The organism is Enterobacter sp. BNK-29 (assembly GCF_048684785.1).
In the GTDB taxonomy this organism is placed as follows: domain Bacteria; phylum Pseudomonadota; class Gammaproteobacteria; order Enterobacterales; family Enterobacteriaceae; genus Enterobacter; species Enterobacter cloacae_M.
In genome coordinates this window covers 1,232,087-1,247,745 of record NZ_JBLQTU010000001.1, presented here as the reverse complement: position 1 = coordinate 1,247,745, position 15,659 = coordinate 1,232,087, and the positions used below count along the sequence as shown (strand labels likewise).

Below are 15,659 nucleotides of genomic sequence, written 5' to 3'. Positions count from 1 at the left end.
CACATATGAAAAAGTCTTTCGCGCTGTTCACCCTGCTGGCAGCCTCATTTACCGGTTTCGCCCATGCGGACGACGCCGCCATCAAACAGTCGCTGGCTAAGCTTGGCGTCACCGGTAGCGATATTCAGCCTGCACCGGTTGCCGGCATGAAAACGGTGCTGACCAACAGCGGCGTGCTGTACGTCACCGAAGACGGCAAACACATCATTCAGGGGCCAATGTACGACGTGAGCGGCGCGCAGCCGGTGAACGTCACCAACCAGCTGCTGATGAAAAACCTGAACGCGCTCGAAAAAGAGATGATCGTCTATAAGGCGGCGCAGGAAAAACACGTCATTACCGTCTTCACCGACATCACCTGCGGCTACTGCCACAAGCTGCATGAAGAGATGAAAGACTACAACGCGCTGGGCATCACCGTGCGTTACCTGGCCTTCCCGCGCGCGGGCGTGCAGAGCCAGCCAGAGCAGGACATGAAGGCTATCTGGTGTGCGAAAGACCGTAACAAAGCGTTTGACGACGCGATGAACGGCAAAGGCGTTAAGCCGGCCTCCTGCGACATTGATATCGCTAACCACTATGCGCTCGGCGTGCAGTTTGGCGTGAGCGGTACGCCTGCGATAGTCCTGAGCAACGGCTATGTCGTTCCGGGCTATCAGGGACCAAAAGAGATGAAAGAGTTCCTCGACGCGCACCAGAAACAGTTTGGTGGTAAATAATCCGCGTGAAAGCCCCGATAAAATTGCGCCGCCGCGAGGCGGTTGAATCCGTTGATTTACCGGACGATCTCCCGGCGCTGCTTAAGCGTCTCTACGCCAGCCGCGGCGTGCGTCGCGCTGAGGATCTTGAACGCAGCGTGAAAGGGATGCTGCCCTGGCAGCAGCTGAGCGGTATCGAAAAAGCCGCTGAAATGCTCTACAACGCGCTTCGAGAGGGAACGCGGATTGTGGTGGTGGGCGATTTCGACGCCGACGGCGCAACCAGCACCGCGCTGAGCGTGCTCAGCCTGCGCGCGCTGGGCTGCGATAACGTCACGTATCTGGTACCGAACCGTTTTGAAGACGGCTATGGCCTCAGCCCGGAAGTGGTCGATCAGGCCCACGCCAGTGGCGCACAGATGATCATGACCGTCGATAACGGGATCTCTTCCCATGCGGGGGTCGATCATGCTCACGCGTTGGGGATCCCGGTGCTGGTCACCGATCACCACCTGCCGGGCGAAACGCTGCCGGATGCGGAAGCGATTATTAACCCCAACCTGCGCGACTGCGATTTCCCATCGAAATCCCTCGCAGGCGTGGGCGTGGCGTTTTATCTGATGCTGGCGTTACGGACCCTGCTGCGCGATAAGGGCTGGTTCGACTCCCGCGGTATTGCCGTTCCTAACCTGGCAGAATATCTCGATCTGGTGGCGCTGGGTACCGTCGCGGACGTGGTACCGCTCGATACTAATAACCGTATTTTGACCTGGCAGGGCCTAAGCCGCATTCGGGCGGGCAAGTGCCGTCCGGGGATCAAGGCGCTGCTGGAGATTGCCAACCGCGATCCGCTCAAGCTGGCGGCAAGCGACCTGGGCTTTGCCCTCGGCCCGCGTCTTAACGCAGCCGGAAGGCTGGACGATATGTCCGTCGGCGTGGCGCTGCTGCTGTGCGACAACATCGGTGAAGCGCGCGTGCTGGCCAACGAGCTGGACGCGCTGAACCAGACCCGTAAAGAGATTGAGCAGGGGATGCAGGCCGAAGCGCTGACCCTGTGCGAAAAGCTTGAACGCAGCGGCGATACGCTGCCGGGCGGCCTGGCGATGTACCATCCCGAGTGGCATCAGGGCGTGGTGGGCATTCTGGCGTCGCGTATTAAAGAACGTTTCCACCGGCCGGTGATCGCGTTCGCCCCCGCGGGTGACGGCACGCTGAAAGGCTCTGGCCGCTCAATTCAGGGGCTGCACATGCGCGATGCGCTGGAGCGTCTCGATACGCTGTATCCGGGTCTGATGATCAAGTTCGGCGGCCATGCGATGGCGGCAGGCCTGTCGCTGGATGAGGCGAAGTTCGACGAGTTTCAGCGTCTGTTTGGTGAGCTTGTCACCGACTGGATTGACCCGGCCCTGCTGCAGGGGGAAGTGGTGTCCGATGGCGAGCTTTCACCGCTTGAGATGACGATGGACGTGGCGCAAATGCTCCGCGATGCCGGTCCGTGGGGACAGATGTTCCCGGAACCGCTGTTCGACGGGCGTTTCCGCCTGCTGCAGCAGCGCATCGTCGGCGAACGTCATCTGAAAGTGATGGTCGAGCCCGTGGGCGGTGGACCGCTGCTGGACGGCATTGCCTTCAACGTCGATACCTCCATCTGGCCGGACAACGGCGTGCGCGAGGTCGAGCTGGCGTACAAACTGGACATCAACGAGTTTCGCGGTAACCGCACCCTGCAGATCATCATCGACAATATCTGGCCAATTTAGCGGCAGTAATCTCTATAAAAAAGGGCTTGGATTCGGTACAATCCCGCTCTTATCACCGCATTTTGACAAGTCCATAAAAGAAAACAGACCATGTTTGAAATTAATCCGGTAAAAAACCGTATTCAGGACCTCACGGAGCGCTCTGACGTTCTTAGGGGGTATCTTTGACTACGATGCCAAGAAAGAGCGTCTTGAAGAAGTAAACGCCGAGCTGGAACAGCCGGACGTCTGGAACGAACCTGAACGCGCACAGGCGCTGGGTAAAGAGCGTTCCTCTCTCGAAGCTATCGTAGATACGCTGGATCAAATGGCCCAGGGGCTGGAAGATGTTTCCGGTTTGCTGGAGCTGGCCGTCGAAGCCGACGACGAAGAAACCTTTAACGAAGCCGTGGCAGAACTCGACGTGCTGGAAGAGAAGCTGGCGCAGCTGGAATTCCGTCGTATGTTCTCCGGCGAATACGACAGCGCTGACTGCTATCTCGATATTCAGGCTGGTTCTGGCGGCACCGAAGCGCAGGACTGGGCCAGCATGCTGACGCGTATGTACCTGCGCTGGGCAGAAGCGCGCGGCTTCAAAACCGAAATTATCGAAGAGTCTGAAGGTGAAGTTGCGGGTCTGAAATCCGTCACCATCAAGATCATTGGCGATTACGCCTACGGCTGGCTGCGTACCGAAACCGGCGTTCACCGCCTGGTGCGTAAGAGCCCGTTCGACTCCGGTGGCCGTCGTCATACCTCCTTCAGCTCCGCGTTTGTTTATCCGGAAGTTGATGAGGATATTGATATCGAAATTAACCCGGCGGACCTGCGTATCGACGTTTATCGCGCATCCGGCGCGGGTGGTCAGCACGTTAACCGTACGGAATCAGCGGTACGTATTACCCACATTCCAACCGGGCTGGTAACACAGTGCCAGAACGACCGTTCCCAGCATAAGAACAAAGACCAGGCCATGAAGCAGATGAAAGCGAAGCTTTATGAGCTGGAGATGCAGAAGAAAAATGCTGAGAAACAGGCGATGGAAGACAACAAGTCCGACATCGGTTGGGGCAGCCAGATCCGTTCTTACGTCCTTGATGACTCCCGCATCAAAGACCTGCGTACCGGGGTTGAAACCCGCAACACGCAGGCGGTGCTGGACGGCAGCCTGGACCAATTTATCGAAGCAAGTTTGAAAGCAGGGTTATGAGGAACCAACATGTCTGAACAACAAGCACAGGGCGCTGACGCGGTAGTCGATCTTAACAACGAACTGAAAACCCGCCGCGAGAAGCTGGCAGCGCTGCGCGAGCAGGGCGTGCCGTTCCCGAACGATTTTCGTCGTGACCATACCTCAGACCAACTGCACGCTGACTTCGACGCTAAAGAGAACGAAGAGCTGGAAGCGCTGAACGTTGAAGTGGCCGTCGCAGGCCGCATGATGACCCGTCGTATCATGGGTAAAGCTTCCTTCGTGACCTTGCAGGACGTGGGCGGCCGTATTCAGTTGTACGTTTCCCGTGACGACCTGCCGGAAGGCATCTACAACGAGCAGTTCAAAAAGTGGGACCTGGGCGATATCCTGGGCGCGAAAGGTAAACTGTTCAAAACCAAAACCGGTGAACTGTCTATCCACTGCACCGAACTGCGTCTGCTGACCAAAGCCCTGCGCCCGCTGCCGGACAAATTCCACGGCCTGCAGGATCAGGAAGCGCGCTATCGTCAGCGCTACCTGGATCTCATCTCTAACGATGAATCCCGTAAGACCTTCAAAATTCGCTCCCAGATCATGGCCGGTATCCGCCAGTTCATGGTGAACCGCGACTTTATGGAAGTGGAAACCCCAATGATGCAGGTGATCCCTGGCGGCGCGTCTGCGCGTCCGTTCATCACCCATCACAACGCCCTGGACCTGGACATGTACCTGCGTATCGCGCCGGAACTGTACCTGAAGCGTCTGGTGGTCGGTGGTTTCGACCGCGTGTTCGAAATCAACCGTAACTTCCGTAACGAAGGTATCTCCGTTCGTCATAACCCAGAGTTCACCATGATGGAACTCTATATGGCGTATGCGGATTACAAAGATCTGATCGAGCTGACCGAATCCCTGTTCCGCACCCTGGCGCAGGACATTCTGGGCACCACGCAGGTTCCATACGGTGAAGAAGTCTTCGACTTCGGCAAGCCGTTCGAAAAACTGACCATGCGCGAAGCGATCAAGAAATACCGTCCGGAAACCAACATGGCGGACCTGGATAACTTCGATTCTGCGAAAGCCATCGCCGAAAGCATCGGTATCAAGGTTGAGAAGAGCTGGGGTCTGGGCCGTATCGTGACCGAGATCTTCGAAGAAGTGGCCGAAGCGCATCTGATTCAGCCGACCTTCATCACCGAATACCCGGCTGAAGTCTCTCCGCTGGCGCGTCGTAATGACGAGAACCCGGAAATCACCGATCGCTTTGAATTCTTCATCGGCGGCCGCGAAATCGGCAACGGCTTTAGCGAGCTGAACGATGCAGAAGACCAGGCTCAGCGCTTCCAGGACCAGGTAGATGCGAAAGCGGCAGGCGACGACGAAGCGATGTTCTTCGACGAAGACTACGTGACCGCGCTGGAGCACGGTCTGCCGCCAACGGCGGGCCTGGGGATTGGTATCGACCGTATGGTGATGCTGTTCACCAACAGCCACACCATCCGCGACGTGATCCTGTTCCCGGCCATGCGCCCGGTGAAATAAGCCGTTAAGATGTAAAAAAAGCCCCGAAAGGGGCTTTTTTATTGCGCCGCGAAGGCTTTGAGTTTTTCGCGGGCGGTCGTCGCTTCCATGACCATCCACGGGCTAAAGGCCCAGGGCGTCGCGTCCAGCGCGCGGAATAACGCGTCCAGCTCAACCCACTGATAGTCCATCACTTCATCTTCGTTTATCGTCACGTCATTGGTGATGCGGGCAGCGAATACCGGGCAAATTTCGTTTTCCACGATCCCGGACGGGTCGGTTTCCCGATAGCGAAATTCCGGGGCGACGGCGGTGATATCGGTTAGCTCAGCGCCCACTTCAAAGCGGCAGCGGCGAATTATCGCCTGTATCGTCTCTTCGCCGGACTGCGGGTGGCCGCAGACGGAGTTGGTCCAGACGCCGGGCCAGGCTTTTTTGCTTAAGGCGCGCCGGGTGATCAGACATTCGCCGTTTGCGTTAAAAAGCCAGGAGGAGAAAGCCAGATGCAGCGGGGTATGTAAGGTGTGCGCGGCATATTTTTCCTGAGTGCCAATCACCATTCCCTGGTCGTTTACCAAAATAACGTGTTCTTGAATACTCATTGATGCTCCAGTGCCAAAATGCCGAGTGGTTCAGCACCATCAGCCGGATCATTATACTGCATTCTTATACGAACGGTTTGGCGCGTAGAGCGGAAAAGGGCATGACCCATATTCGTTTTGGCTGTTATCATAGTGCGCCATTCACGCTGACCGAGGATCTGTTTTGTTTGCAGGAAGCCTGACGAGAAACCCCATCACCGCCATTTTTTGCCTGACGCTGACGCTATTGCTGGCGGGCTGTTCAGGGAGCAAATCTTCGGATATGGGCAGCTATTCCGGTTCGGTCTATACCGTTAAGCGCGGGGATACCCTGTACCGGATTTCGCGCGCAACGGGAACCAGCGTGAAGGATCTGGCGCGGCTGAATAACCTCTCTCCGCCCTACACCATCGAGGTGGGGCAGCAGCTGAAGGTTAGCGGCGGATCGTCCTCGGGCAAAAAATCCTCTTCGAAAGGCAAAACCGCCAAAGTGACGCCGTCTTACGCGGTGCCGCAGTCGTCCTGGCCGCCGGTCGGTCAACGCTGCTGGGTCTGGCCGGCCAGCGGTAAAGTGGTGCTGCCTTACTCCCTGTCTGAGGGGGGTAACAAAGGTATTGATATCGCGGCTGCACGCGGTACGCCGGTTTATGCCTCCGGAGCAGGGAAGGTGGTTTACGTGGGTAACCAGCTGCGCGGATACGGTAACCTGATCATGATTAAGCATGGCGAAGACTACATCACGGCCTATGCGCATAACGATACGATGCTGGTCAACAACGGGCAGAACGTTAAAGCCGGGCAGAAGATTGCCACCATGGGCAGCACCGGCACGGACGCGGTGAAGCTGCATTTCCAGATTCGCTATAAGGCGACGGCCATCGATCCGCAGCGTTATCTGCCTGCGCCCGGCAGCAAACCGAAGTGCTAAGTGATTATTTAATCGCCGGTTAGTTGTGAAGAGGCTTGTATGAAGGTGCGTAAGGTCTATAATGCCTTACGCACCTCAAAGCGGGCGTAGTTCAATGGTAGAACGAGAGCTTCCCAAGCTCTATACGAGGGTTCGATTCCCTTCGCCCGCTCCAGTATCAACACTTCTGAAGTCCTCCAGATTCAATTTTTACTCGATAAATCAGCGGTTACAGATTGTTAAACCTCTCTGAAATATTCCTCGATTTATTGATGTTTAACATAATAATTACATAAAGATTTGGTCAGGTGTATATAAAGTCGCTCGGTAATCCTTTAAAAGATTGAAATGTTAAGGGCACAAATAGTGCCCTTATGATTGTGTATAGGTATACCAAGCTGACTTATTTATGCGAAATCTTGAAATTAAAGATGGATTATGTAAGACCGTTTGGATAAATTAGTAACGTGGATAATCTGGAAAGAGATATTGAGCATATGGAAACTAAGTTACCTGACAATTTTTTTCAGATTGTCCTGGCAGCAGCCGATCACAGAAAGGCCGAAATTGTCCTAAGCAGTATTTTCGATAAAGTTTCTAAAGATGCATGGAGATATGTGTGATAATACCTAATGAGAAGTCGAAGTTAATAAAGGCAAGACTAATTCTTGCACAACAACTACTTGAAGAAGCTGACGTATTACCTGGTCTTGAAGGCTATAACTTCAGCAATCCAGACAGTGATTCTGATGACCCTTTCTTTCATATGCGGCATGAAAGAGAAGCCCTGGTGGTTTACCTCCTCCTGACTTGTTTTGACCTTCTGGGACAGTCACAACCGCACGTTCCCTTTATGAAATGGCTAACAAGTAACGATTCTGTACTTATTGATGAAAGAAGAGCAGCGGCGGAAGGGCTTGATTCTGAAAACAGTGATTATGTTGCTCATGCTTTAGGGCTGTTTAATTATTATAATAGGCATCACGGAGCAACAATTGCCTTTTATTCCGGAATTGATCTGCTTCCCGAAAATGCTAGAAACCATTTGTTGTCTACAGTTGATGTTGCAAAAGAAGATCCCGATGCAAGGAAACCTGAAAATAAAGATAAAAATATAAGTTATTGCCGTATTCCAATTGATGATGATGCTAAGGTATTAAAACTCCAGAAGGAGTATTTATATACAAAAAGAAATGAATTCACTCACCAGCTCTCACAGAGACACTTTTCATCGGTCCCGATGATGTCAGGTTTTGGCCGTAATGCAGATTTCAGTAATACTCTTTCGGAGTCTGGAGCCTCTTGGGCTATTTTTGTTTCCGACGGAAAAATAAATTACGGCGGCGTTAATCAGGAAGTAAAAGATAAATATGTCTACACGCTTTCTGATTGGCCGTTTGTTTTATTTGAGGTTCTGTATTCAGCGCTTGGTGAAGAATTCGACAGGACCTCAATAAAATTGAAGTTCTTCATTCAAATTATGAATTCTGGAGAAGACTTTGTTGTAAATTATCCTTCCGTTGATCATGAAAAAGTAGCTGAACTCCTGTTAAATCAGCATGGCGTCTCCAGAAACTGATAGGTTGCATTTCAGTGAGTCGGTTGAGTGGGTAGACTTACGATTTTCTAGAAGCCCAACTGTCTAAGGGGTCGGTTTGGATGATGAAATCGTCGGTCATCGCAGTATGACTGCCCCTAACCTTACAGCAGAAACATATTGATCAGCGGGACCTGGCTGAACTGGTTGATCGGTTGGCGCCCATTTTGCTGGCCGGATATCTATCGTCAACGCAGGTAATTTCGCTGGTAAACTATATAGTGCAGGAAGGCGAAACAGCTGACGCCAAAGCCTTTGGACGCGAACTGGCAGAGCGTGTGCCGCAACACGGAGACGCACCTATGACCATCGCACAACAGTTCGAACAGAAAGGCGTTGAAAAGGTTATCCAGCAGGGGAGCCCGTTAGGAGAACAACGTGGCATTGAAAAAGGCAAACTCGAAGTAGCCCGTACCATGCTGCAGAATGGCATTGACCGCAACACTGTCATTAAAATGACCGGTTTAACCGAAGAGGACCTGGCACAGATCCGCCACTAATCCCCCTTTCCTGGCACACCCTATCCGGCCATTAGCAAATACTGGTGTGGCAGGGATACACCAGATTCAGGCTCTGCCTGCCACCCACAGCGATTAAACAGCTTCATCACCTGCTGGTGATGGTTTTGCTGGCTTGCTGCAGGCTGATGCTCCTCTGCCCAACATTACCGGTACGCTACTCAGGTTCCTGGCTTTCAAGCTAACGGGTCTGAACTTCATGAGCAGTTCTGTTCATAACTTTTGTGCTTATATCGTTAGTGGGTGATATCTCTGCTTTTGCAGTCACGACACAACAAAGACATTATCTTATGATAGATTAATTATCCAATATATTGATATATAAGTAAAATTTATTTAAGTACACTCAGCATGTCAGATTTAAAAAGGCCGCATCCCGCAGCCTTTTCCCCTCACATTCACCCTTTCGGGAACACCCAAACATGCTTCTCAGGCAGCGAAAGATGGCAGTGCTGCGGATCCCGAACCTCATGTCCATACGCGCGGATCACAAAATCATCCCCCACCGTGCGGAACAGGTACTCCCAGCGGTCACCGAGGTACATGCTGGTGAGCAGCGGCAGCTCAAGCTGATTTTCCCCTGGCCCCTCGACCACCGCCACGCGCTCGACGCGGATCACCGCCGTGGCTTCTTCACCGCTCTGCACCCCTTCACCGGCCTGGCCCCACAGCACCCAGCCTTTCCCTTCAATACGCGCTTTGCCGTCGCGCACTTCGGTGACCTTGCCGTGCAGGCGGTTGTTGCTGCCCATAAACTCGGCGGTAAACAGCGTCTTCGGCGAGCCGTACATCTCCTGCGGCGTGCCCTGTTGCTCAATTTTGCCGTTGTTGAGCAGCAGGATGCGGTCGGATATGGACATAGCTTCATTCTGGTCGTGCGTCACCATCAGCGCGGATAGCCCGAGCTTGATAATCAGCTCGCGCAGGAACACGCGGGCCTCTTCGCGCAGCTTGGCGTCGAGGTTAGAGAGCGGTTCGTCCAGCAAAATCACCGGCGGGTTGTAGACCAGCGCCCGGCCAATCGCCACGCGCTGCTGCTGCCCGCCGGAGAGCTGGTGCGGGTGACGTTTGCCCAGATGGCCCAGACCCAGCTGGTCCAGCACGTCCTGCACGCGCTGCTGGATCTCTTTGGCCGGGACTTTGCGCAGCTTGAGCGGATAGGCCACGTTCTCAAACACGGTCTTGTGCGGCCACAGGGCATAGGACTGGAATACCAGCCCAAGGTTACGCTCTTCCGCCGGGACCTCGCTGCGCGGCGTGCCGTCGTAAACTTTATTATTGCCAATGACAATCGACCCCTGCGTCGGTTTTTCCAGACCCGCGACGGCGCGCAGCAGGGTGGTTTTACCGCTGCCGGAGGGGCCTAACAGGGAGACCACTTCGCCGCGCTTCAGGTTCATGGAGACACCTTTTAAAACAGGATTGTCGCCGTAGGTTAAGTGCAGATCGTCAACCGCTAATTCAATCATGTATTTTCACTCCGAAACGAAGGGCAATGCCCAGACCTACCACGACCAGCAGGATGTTAATGAAAGAGAGCGCCGCCACGATATCGATGGCACCCGCGGCCCAGAGGGAAACCAGCATCGAGCCGATGGTCTCCGTGCCGGGTGAAAGCAGGTACACACCCGTTGAATATTCGCGCTCAAAGATCAGGAACATCAGCAGCCACGAACCGATAAGACCGTAGCGGGAGAGCGGAATGGTGACGTGGCGGGTGATCTGCCCGCGCGTCGCTCCGGTGCTGCGCGCCGCTTCTTCAAGCTCCGGCCCCACCTGCAGCAGCGTGGAAGAGATCAGCCTCAGCCCGTAAGCCATCCACACCACGGTATAGGCCAGCCAGACGCTGAAAATGGTGCTGCGCAGCGAACGCAGCCAGACGATGACGTTTTCACGCATCCAGTCGTTCCAGGCGAACCCGGAAAGCCAGCCGGATTTCAGCGAGTTATCCAGCCACATCGGCAGGAACAGGAACACCCACAGGAACGCCAGACCCGCCAGCAGGCCAGGCACGGCGCGCGGCACCAGCACGCTGTAGTCCAGGAAACGCGTGGTGTTGTCCGGCTTGCGGTGCATGGCAATGCCGACAAACAGGTAGCACACCACGGCCAGCGCGCCGCCAATGACGCCAATCGCCATGGAGTTGACGATGGCGCGCAGCAGGTTGGGCTGCGCCCAGATGGTGCGGAAGGTGTTCAGAGAAAGCTCGTCCCACAGCGAAACGCCCACGCCCCAGTTGGAGATAAACGCGCGCAATACCACGCCGAGCAGCGGAACGCCGATGGTGACGGTGAGCCAGAAGGCAATCACTCCGCCAGCCACCCAGCGCCATTTACCCAGCGGCAGCGCGCGGGCCTGCGAAGCCTTACCCTTCATAGTGACGAAGCGGTTGGCGGTGCGCATCAGGCGACGCTGGAGCATCACCAGCGGGATGGTGATACAGATAAGCACCACGGCAACCGCCGCCATCAGGTTATAGGATGGGGTGCCCATCTTGTTTGTCAGCTTATAGAGATAGGTCGCCAGCACCATGTTGCCTTCCGGGTCGCCGAGGACCAGCATCAGGCCGAACACTTCCAGCCCCAGGAAGAACAGCAGCACGGTGGCGTACAGAATGGACGGGCGCACCATCGGCAGGCTGACGGAGGTCATCACCTGCCAGGGTGACGCGCCCGCGGTGCGCGCGGCTTCTTCCACATCGGAGCCCACGCTGCGCAGCGCTGACGAGATATACAGATAGGCGTGCGGGACGTGCGTCAGGCCGGCGATGACCACAATGCTCGACATGTCGTAGATATTCCACGGCACAAAGCCAATCAGCGCCTGAGCCCACTGGGAGAGAAAGCCCACCGGACCGGCAGCCACCACGTAGCCGAAGCCCAGCACCATCGGTGAAACGAAAATCGGGACCAGGATAAGCGGCTCAATCAGCCGGCGGCCGGGCAGGTCGGTACGCACCATCAGAAAGGCCAGCACGCCGCCCAGCGGAATGGAGATAAAGACCAGCCCGAAAGCAAGAATAAAGCCGCTTTTCAGGGCCTTATAAAAATCAGGGTCGGTGAAAATAAACTCAAATGATTCAAAGCTCCACTCTTTTGACGGCGAAAAGAACGGGGCGGACAGGAAGCTCTGGATCACGATAAACGACAGCGGGGTGTAGATAACCAGGGCGGTTATCAGCACGACGATGCCTCGCGGCAGGCTTTGCCACTTTCTGCGTAATGTATTCATGGGGTATCCCTGGTGTTGCAGCCCAGAAAAACGAACTCAGTCGATAAGGGAGCGCGGCGGCCTGCGCCGCGCTCAGACGCTTATTTACCGGCGGCGGTACGCCACTCTTTGATGTACTCCAGGCGTTTTTTAGGCTGCAGATATTCCAGCAGCGTTTCATCAACCGGAATTGGCTTCAGCGCGTTGCCGAGGATTTTGGTCAGGCCGTCGATATCATTTTTCCCTTCGATATCGTTACGAATGGAGGGAATATCCGCCTGATTGGCCAGAATGTTTTGCCCTTGTTCAGACAGCACATAGTCCAGCCACAGCTTCGCGGCGTTGCTGTTTTGCGATTGCTGGCTGATGAACGACACGCGCGACAGCACCAGGGTGTAATCTTTTGGATAGGAGATGCCGAGCGACGGATCGTTCTTCGCACGCGCTTCCGCGTAGGAACCGAGGATGTTGAAGCCGATCAGGTTTTCACCGGAGGAGACGCGCTCCATCATGGTGCCGGTAGACGACTGCACCGATAAGCCACCTTTGGCGACGTCGGCCAGGGTTTTGAAGTAATTAGGATCGGCGTTGTGATCCTGAACCGAGAGCATAAAGCCCAGGCCCGATTTTTCGATGTCGTAGGTGGTGACTTTGCCCTTGAATTTGTCCGTCTGGCTGGCAATCAGCTTCGCCAGCGCGGCGTGAGAATCCGGCACGTCGCCGGCCGGGATGAGGCGCTTGTTGTAGATAAAGACCACCGGCTCATAGGTGGTGCCGTAAGCCTTATCTTTCCAGACCGCCCATTTCGGCAGCTGGCTTTGCTCCGGCGATTTATACTCCATAGCGTAGTCGGTGGCGAGCTTCAGGCCGGTGTCCATTGAGGAGCTCCAGACCACATCGCCGCTCACGCCGCCGGAGGCCTGTTCGCTGATGAAACGGTTGTACAGCTCGGTGCTGTTCATGTCGTTGTATTCGACTTTAATGCCCGGGTAGGTTTTTTCGAAGCCCTGGATCAGCGGTCCGGCGGCCTTGATGTCGGTGGTGGAGTAAATAACAACCTTGCCCTCTTTCGTTGCGGCATCAACAACTTTTTGATACTCAGCAGGATAGCCCTGCGGCAGGGCAGAGAGTGCAGAAGCAGAGAACAGTACAGTAGCGGTAAGCAGAGAAATTCGGAACGTGTTCGACATTATAGTTAACCTTTTAGTTACATTTGAGGAACTAATTGTCAACATAGCGTATCGGGCTCCACCCACAAGAGGGTGAAGCGGGCAATGATTCCGAAGTGTGATTGTCGCCGTCGTTTCAGCAATTAACACCATAAAATCCGCGAACGTTAGCTTGTGAACGGTTCTGGATTACGGTTTATCGGGCGCTTTGCGGTATAACCTTCGCGGATGACCAATATTGCCATACAGCATTTCGATGCTGATTAACCCGCTCTCCACGCAGTATTCAAGGTAGCGACGCCCCGTGGTTTTGCTGATCCCCACGTTTTCCACCACCTCTTCAACCGACATCGCATCGTCGGGATGCTCGGCGAACAGGCGTTTAATCCGTTCCAGCGTTTGGGGTTCAATGCCCTTCGTCGACGGCGTAATGGAGGCTTCCGCGGCGGGCAGATTAAACAGGCGATCCAGCGCATGCTGGTCGACCACCTTCACCTGCTGCACGGTGTGGATGAAACGCATAAACCGCTCCAGCGAGGCGTGCAGGCGCTGGAAAAAGACGGGCTTAATCAGGTAGTCAAACGCGCCGCTGCGCATGGCGTGGCTGCAGGTCTGCATATCGCTGGCGGCGGTGATGAAAATCACCGAGCATTCGTAGCTTTTCAGCAGCGGATTATCGATGAGCTCCACGCCTTTACCGTCCGGGAGATAGTTGTCCAGCAGGATAAGCCGAGGTTGATGCTGACGAATCAGGCTGCATGCCTGCTCAATCGACGCGGCGATGCCCACCACGCGCAAATGGAAATTCTTCTCGATATACTCGCGATGCAGCTCCGCCAGGTGCGGCTCATCTTCAACTATCACAACGTCAAGTGGTCGGGTCATGCTGTTGCCCATTCGGAATAAACACAGAAAAAATAGTGCCCTGCGGCGTGTTGTCGGCAATCTCAATACTGCCGCCGGCCTTGTCGATATATCCTGCCACCAGGAACAGGCCAATACCGTGCTCGGTACCCACAATGTCGTTTTCGCTGTCCGGCTTGCTGCTGAATCCCTGGCGGAAAATGTGCGGCTTCATCGCATCGTCCACCCCGCAGCCCCGGTCGGCCACCTCGATCAGCAGCTCCTGGTTACGGTCAGAAATGTAGAGTTCTACCGGCGCGTGAACCGGGGCGTTGAGTGTCGCCTCTACGGCGTTGTCCAGCAGGTTACCAATAATGGACATCAGCTCCGTTTCACTCAGCGCGGCAGGCATGCGGGTGAGCTGGCAGGCGGGGTCAAACAGCAGCTCGATGCCTTTTTCGCGCGCGCTGACGTATTTTCCGAGCAGCAGCCCGCACAGCGCCGGGGAGACAAAATGGGCTGAGACAAAGTCCAGCACGCGCTGCGCGCCCTCTGACTGCACCTGAATGTAACGGATGGCCTCGTCATAGTGTTTCATCTGCAGTAACCCGACGAGAGTGGCGGTCCAGTTCAGCTGTTCGTGGCGCATAATGCGCAGGTTATCCGCATAGCGTTTGATCTGACTGAGCTGGCTGCTGAGGGTGTTAATGTCGTTTTTGTCGCGAAAGCTGTATACCCAACCGCTTTCAACGCCCGGTTCGACCTCAATGGCTACCCGGTTGACGATCACCTCGCGCTGGTTCAGCACCGCAATCTGGTCGTGGCTCCCGCTGCTCACCGAGGCGTAGCGCTGGGATAAAAAGCCCGGCGCCGTCTGCAGAATGTCTTCCAGCGGTTTACCGATAAGTTCTTTCTCATTTTGCCGAATATCCAGCATTTCGCGTGCCGCGCGGTTAATTAAAATCAGCTGCTTCTCGCCATTAACGGCAAATACGCCTTCGTACATGGCTTCTAATAGCGCGCGCTGCTGCAAAACCAGCTGAGCGATATCTTTCGGCTCCAGCCGGAACATCTGTTTTTTCAAATTGCGGGTAAACAGCCAGGAGAAAATAAACAGCAGCAGCAGAAGCGCTGCGCCGTACAGCCCGGACTGCCAGAGAATGCGGGCGTTAATATTGGCAATATATGACGTCAGATAGCCGACCGAGACAATGCCAATCACCTGATGCTGCGCGTTGAAGATGGGCGCTTTGCTGCGTAGCGACACGCCAATTCCGCCCTGACGCACGGAAATAATGGTTTTGCCCTTTAACACCTCGGCATTATCGCCGCCGATCATCGGTAAATTAATACGCTCCGGGGATTCCGAATGATAAAGGTGCTGTTCCTCGGTATCGCCAATCACAATGTAGCTGGCATCGCTTTGGGCGCGCAGCGGCTGAATTAACCGGGCTATTCCCGGAATATCTCTGGCCGCTACCATTGCCGCCAGACCCGGCATCAGCGCGATCTGGCTGGCCTGAACCCGGGCGCGCTGGCCGAGATCGTGATGGAGCTGTCGGTCAATAAAATGGAACAGGATTGTTCCCAGCAGAACTAAAAGCAGGCAGGAGAAGCACACCAGCGCTAAAAACAGCTTTACCTGAAAAGAGAGTCTGCGTTTCATTCAACCTGCGGAAGT

At 54.9% G+C, this 15,659-nt stretch carries 13 protein-coding genes, 1 tRNA gene and 1 pseudogene; 9 read left to right on the top strand and 6 right to left on the bottom strand.

All coding sequences use genetic code 11. The features are described from left to right. Positions 1–5 precede the first annotated feature (5 nt). From dsbC to lysS, 4 genes are all read left to right on the top strand, one after another. A complete protein-coding gene (gene dsbC, locus ACMGGX_RS05795) occupies positions 6–719 on the top strand; it encodes a bifunctional protein-disulfide isomerase/oxidoreductase DsbC (protein ID WP_029740340.1) in 714 nt (237 codons plus the stop codon). 5 nt (positions 720–724) lie between these two features. Beyond that, positions 725–2,458, top strand: coding sequence for a single-stranded-DNA-specific exonuclease RecJ (recJ, locus tag ACMGGX_RS05790; protein WP_420298158.1), 1,734 nt, complete (start codon positions 725–727; stop codon positions 2,456–2,458). A 90-nt stretch (positions 2,459–2,548) separates the two neighbouring features. After that, a protein-coding gene (gene prfB, locus ACMGGX_RS05785; protein ID WP_096151315.1) for a peptide chain release factor 2 occupies positions 2,549–3,647 on the top strand; the annotation gives its coding sequence in 2 pieces (ribosomal slippage) (positions 2,549–2,623 and positions 2,625–3,647; 1,098 coding nt in all). Between the two features lie 9 nt (positions 3,648–3,656). Then, positions 3,657–5,174, top strand: coding sequence for a lysine--tRNA ligase (gene lysS / locus ACMGGX_RS05780; RefSeq protein WP_023309094.1), 1,518 nt, complete (start codon positions 3,657–3,659; stop codon positions 5,172–5,174). Between the two features lie 38 nt (positions 5,175–5,212). Here lysS and idi read toward each other — a convergent pair whose 3' ends face one another. Beyond that, positions 5,213–5,755 carry an isopentenyl-diphosphate Delta-isomerase gene (gene idi / locus ACMGGX_RS05775; protein WP_023309093.1) on the bottom strand — a complete coding sequence of 181 codons (543 nt, stop codon included), beginning with the start codon at positions 5,753–5,755 and terminating at the stop codon, positions 5,213–5,215. A 163-nt stretch (positions 5,756–5,918) separates the two neighbouring features. Between idi and actS the strand changes: the two genes are divergently transcribed. From actS to ACMGGX_RS05750, 5 genes and pseudogenes are all read left to right on the top strand, one after another. Further along, complete coding sequence (actS, locus tag ACMGGX_RS05770) at positions 5,919–6,662, top strand: amidase activator ActS (protein WP_058840909.1); 744 nt, start codon at positions 5,919–5,921, stop codon at positions 6,660–6,662. Between the two features lie 80 nt (positions 6,663–6,742). Next, a tRNA-Gly gene (locus tag ACMGGX_RS05765) sits at positions 6,743–6,816 on the top strand. 292 nt (positions 6,817–7,108) lie between these two features. Beyond that, on the top strand, positions 7,109–7,264 hold the full coding sequence (locus ACMGGX_RS05760) for an Hha/YmoA family nucleoid-associated regulatory protein (protein ID WP_420298157.1): 156 nt from the start codon (positions 7,109–7,111) through the stop codon (positions 7,262–7,264). After that, positions 7,261–8,220, top strand: a complete 960-nt coding sequence (locus ACMGGX_RS05755; RefSeq protein ID WP_348561809.1) for a hypothetical protein — start codon at positions 7,261–7,263, stop codon at positions 8,218–8,220. The genes ACMGGX_RS05760 and ACMGGX_RS05755 overlap by 4 nt, the downstream gene beginning before the upstream one ends. A 79-nt stretch (positions 8,221–8,299) precedes the next feature. Further along, positions 8,300–8,738 (top strand): annotated as a pseudogene (locus ACMGGX_RS05750) (Rpn family recombination-promoting nuclease/putative transposase); the annotation flags it as partial. Between the two features lie 416 nt (positions 8,739–9,154). Here the strand turns inward: ACMGGX_RS05750 and ACMGGX_RS05745 are convergent. The 5 genes from ACMGGX_RS05745 to ACMGGX_RS05725 form a co-directional block, all read right to left on the bottom strand. Continuing rightward, complete coding sequence (locus ACMGGX_RS05745; protein ID WP_023333294.1) at positions 9,155–10,225, bottom strand: ABC transporter ATP-binding protein; 1,071 nt, start codon at positions 10,223–10,225, stop codon at positions 9,155–9,157. Next, the gene (locus ACMGGX_RS05740) at positions 10,218–11,987 is read right to left on the bottom strand and encodes an iron ABC transporter permease (RefSeq protein ID WP_348561810.1); all 1,770 of its coding nucleotides are present in this window, start codon (positions 11,985–11,987) and stop codon (positions 10,218–10,220) included. The genes ACMGGX_RS05745 and ACMGGX_RS05740 overlap by 8 nt, the downstream gene beginning before the upstream one ends. An 80-nt stretch (positions 11,988–12,067) precedes the next feature. After that, the gene (locus tag ACMGGX_RS05735) at positions 12,068–13,156 is read right to left on the bottom strand and encodes an ABC transporter substrate-binding protein (protein ID WP_023309072.1); all 1,089 of its coding nucleotides are present in this window, start codon (positions 13,154–13,156) and stop codon (positions 12,068–12,070) included. Positions 13,157–13,324: 168 nt separating this feature from the next. Beyond that, the gene (locus tag ACMGGX_RS05730) at positions 13,325–14,020 is read right to left on the bottom strand and encodes a response regulator (RefSeq protein ID WP_420298156.1); all 696 of its coding nucleotides are present in this window, start codon (positions 14,018–14,020) and stop codon (positions 13,325–13,327) included. Further along, a complete protein-coding gene (locus ACMGGX_RS05725) occupies positions 14,004–15,644 on the bottom strand; it encodes an ATP-binding protein (protein WP_420298155.1) in 1,641 nt (546 codons plus the stop codon). The genes ACMGGX_RS05730 and ACMGGX_RS05725 overlap by 17 nt, the downstream gene beginning before the upstream one ends. Positions 15,645–15,659: the final 15 nt, after the last annotated feature.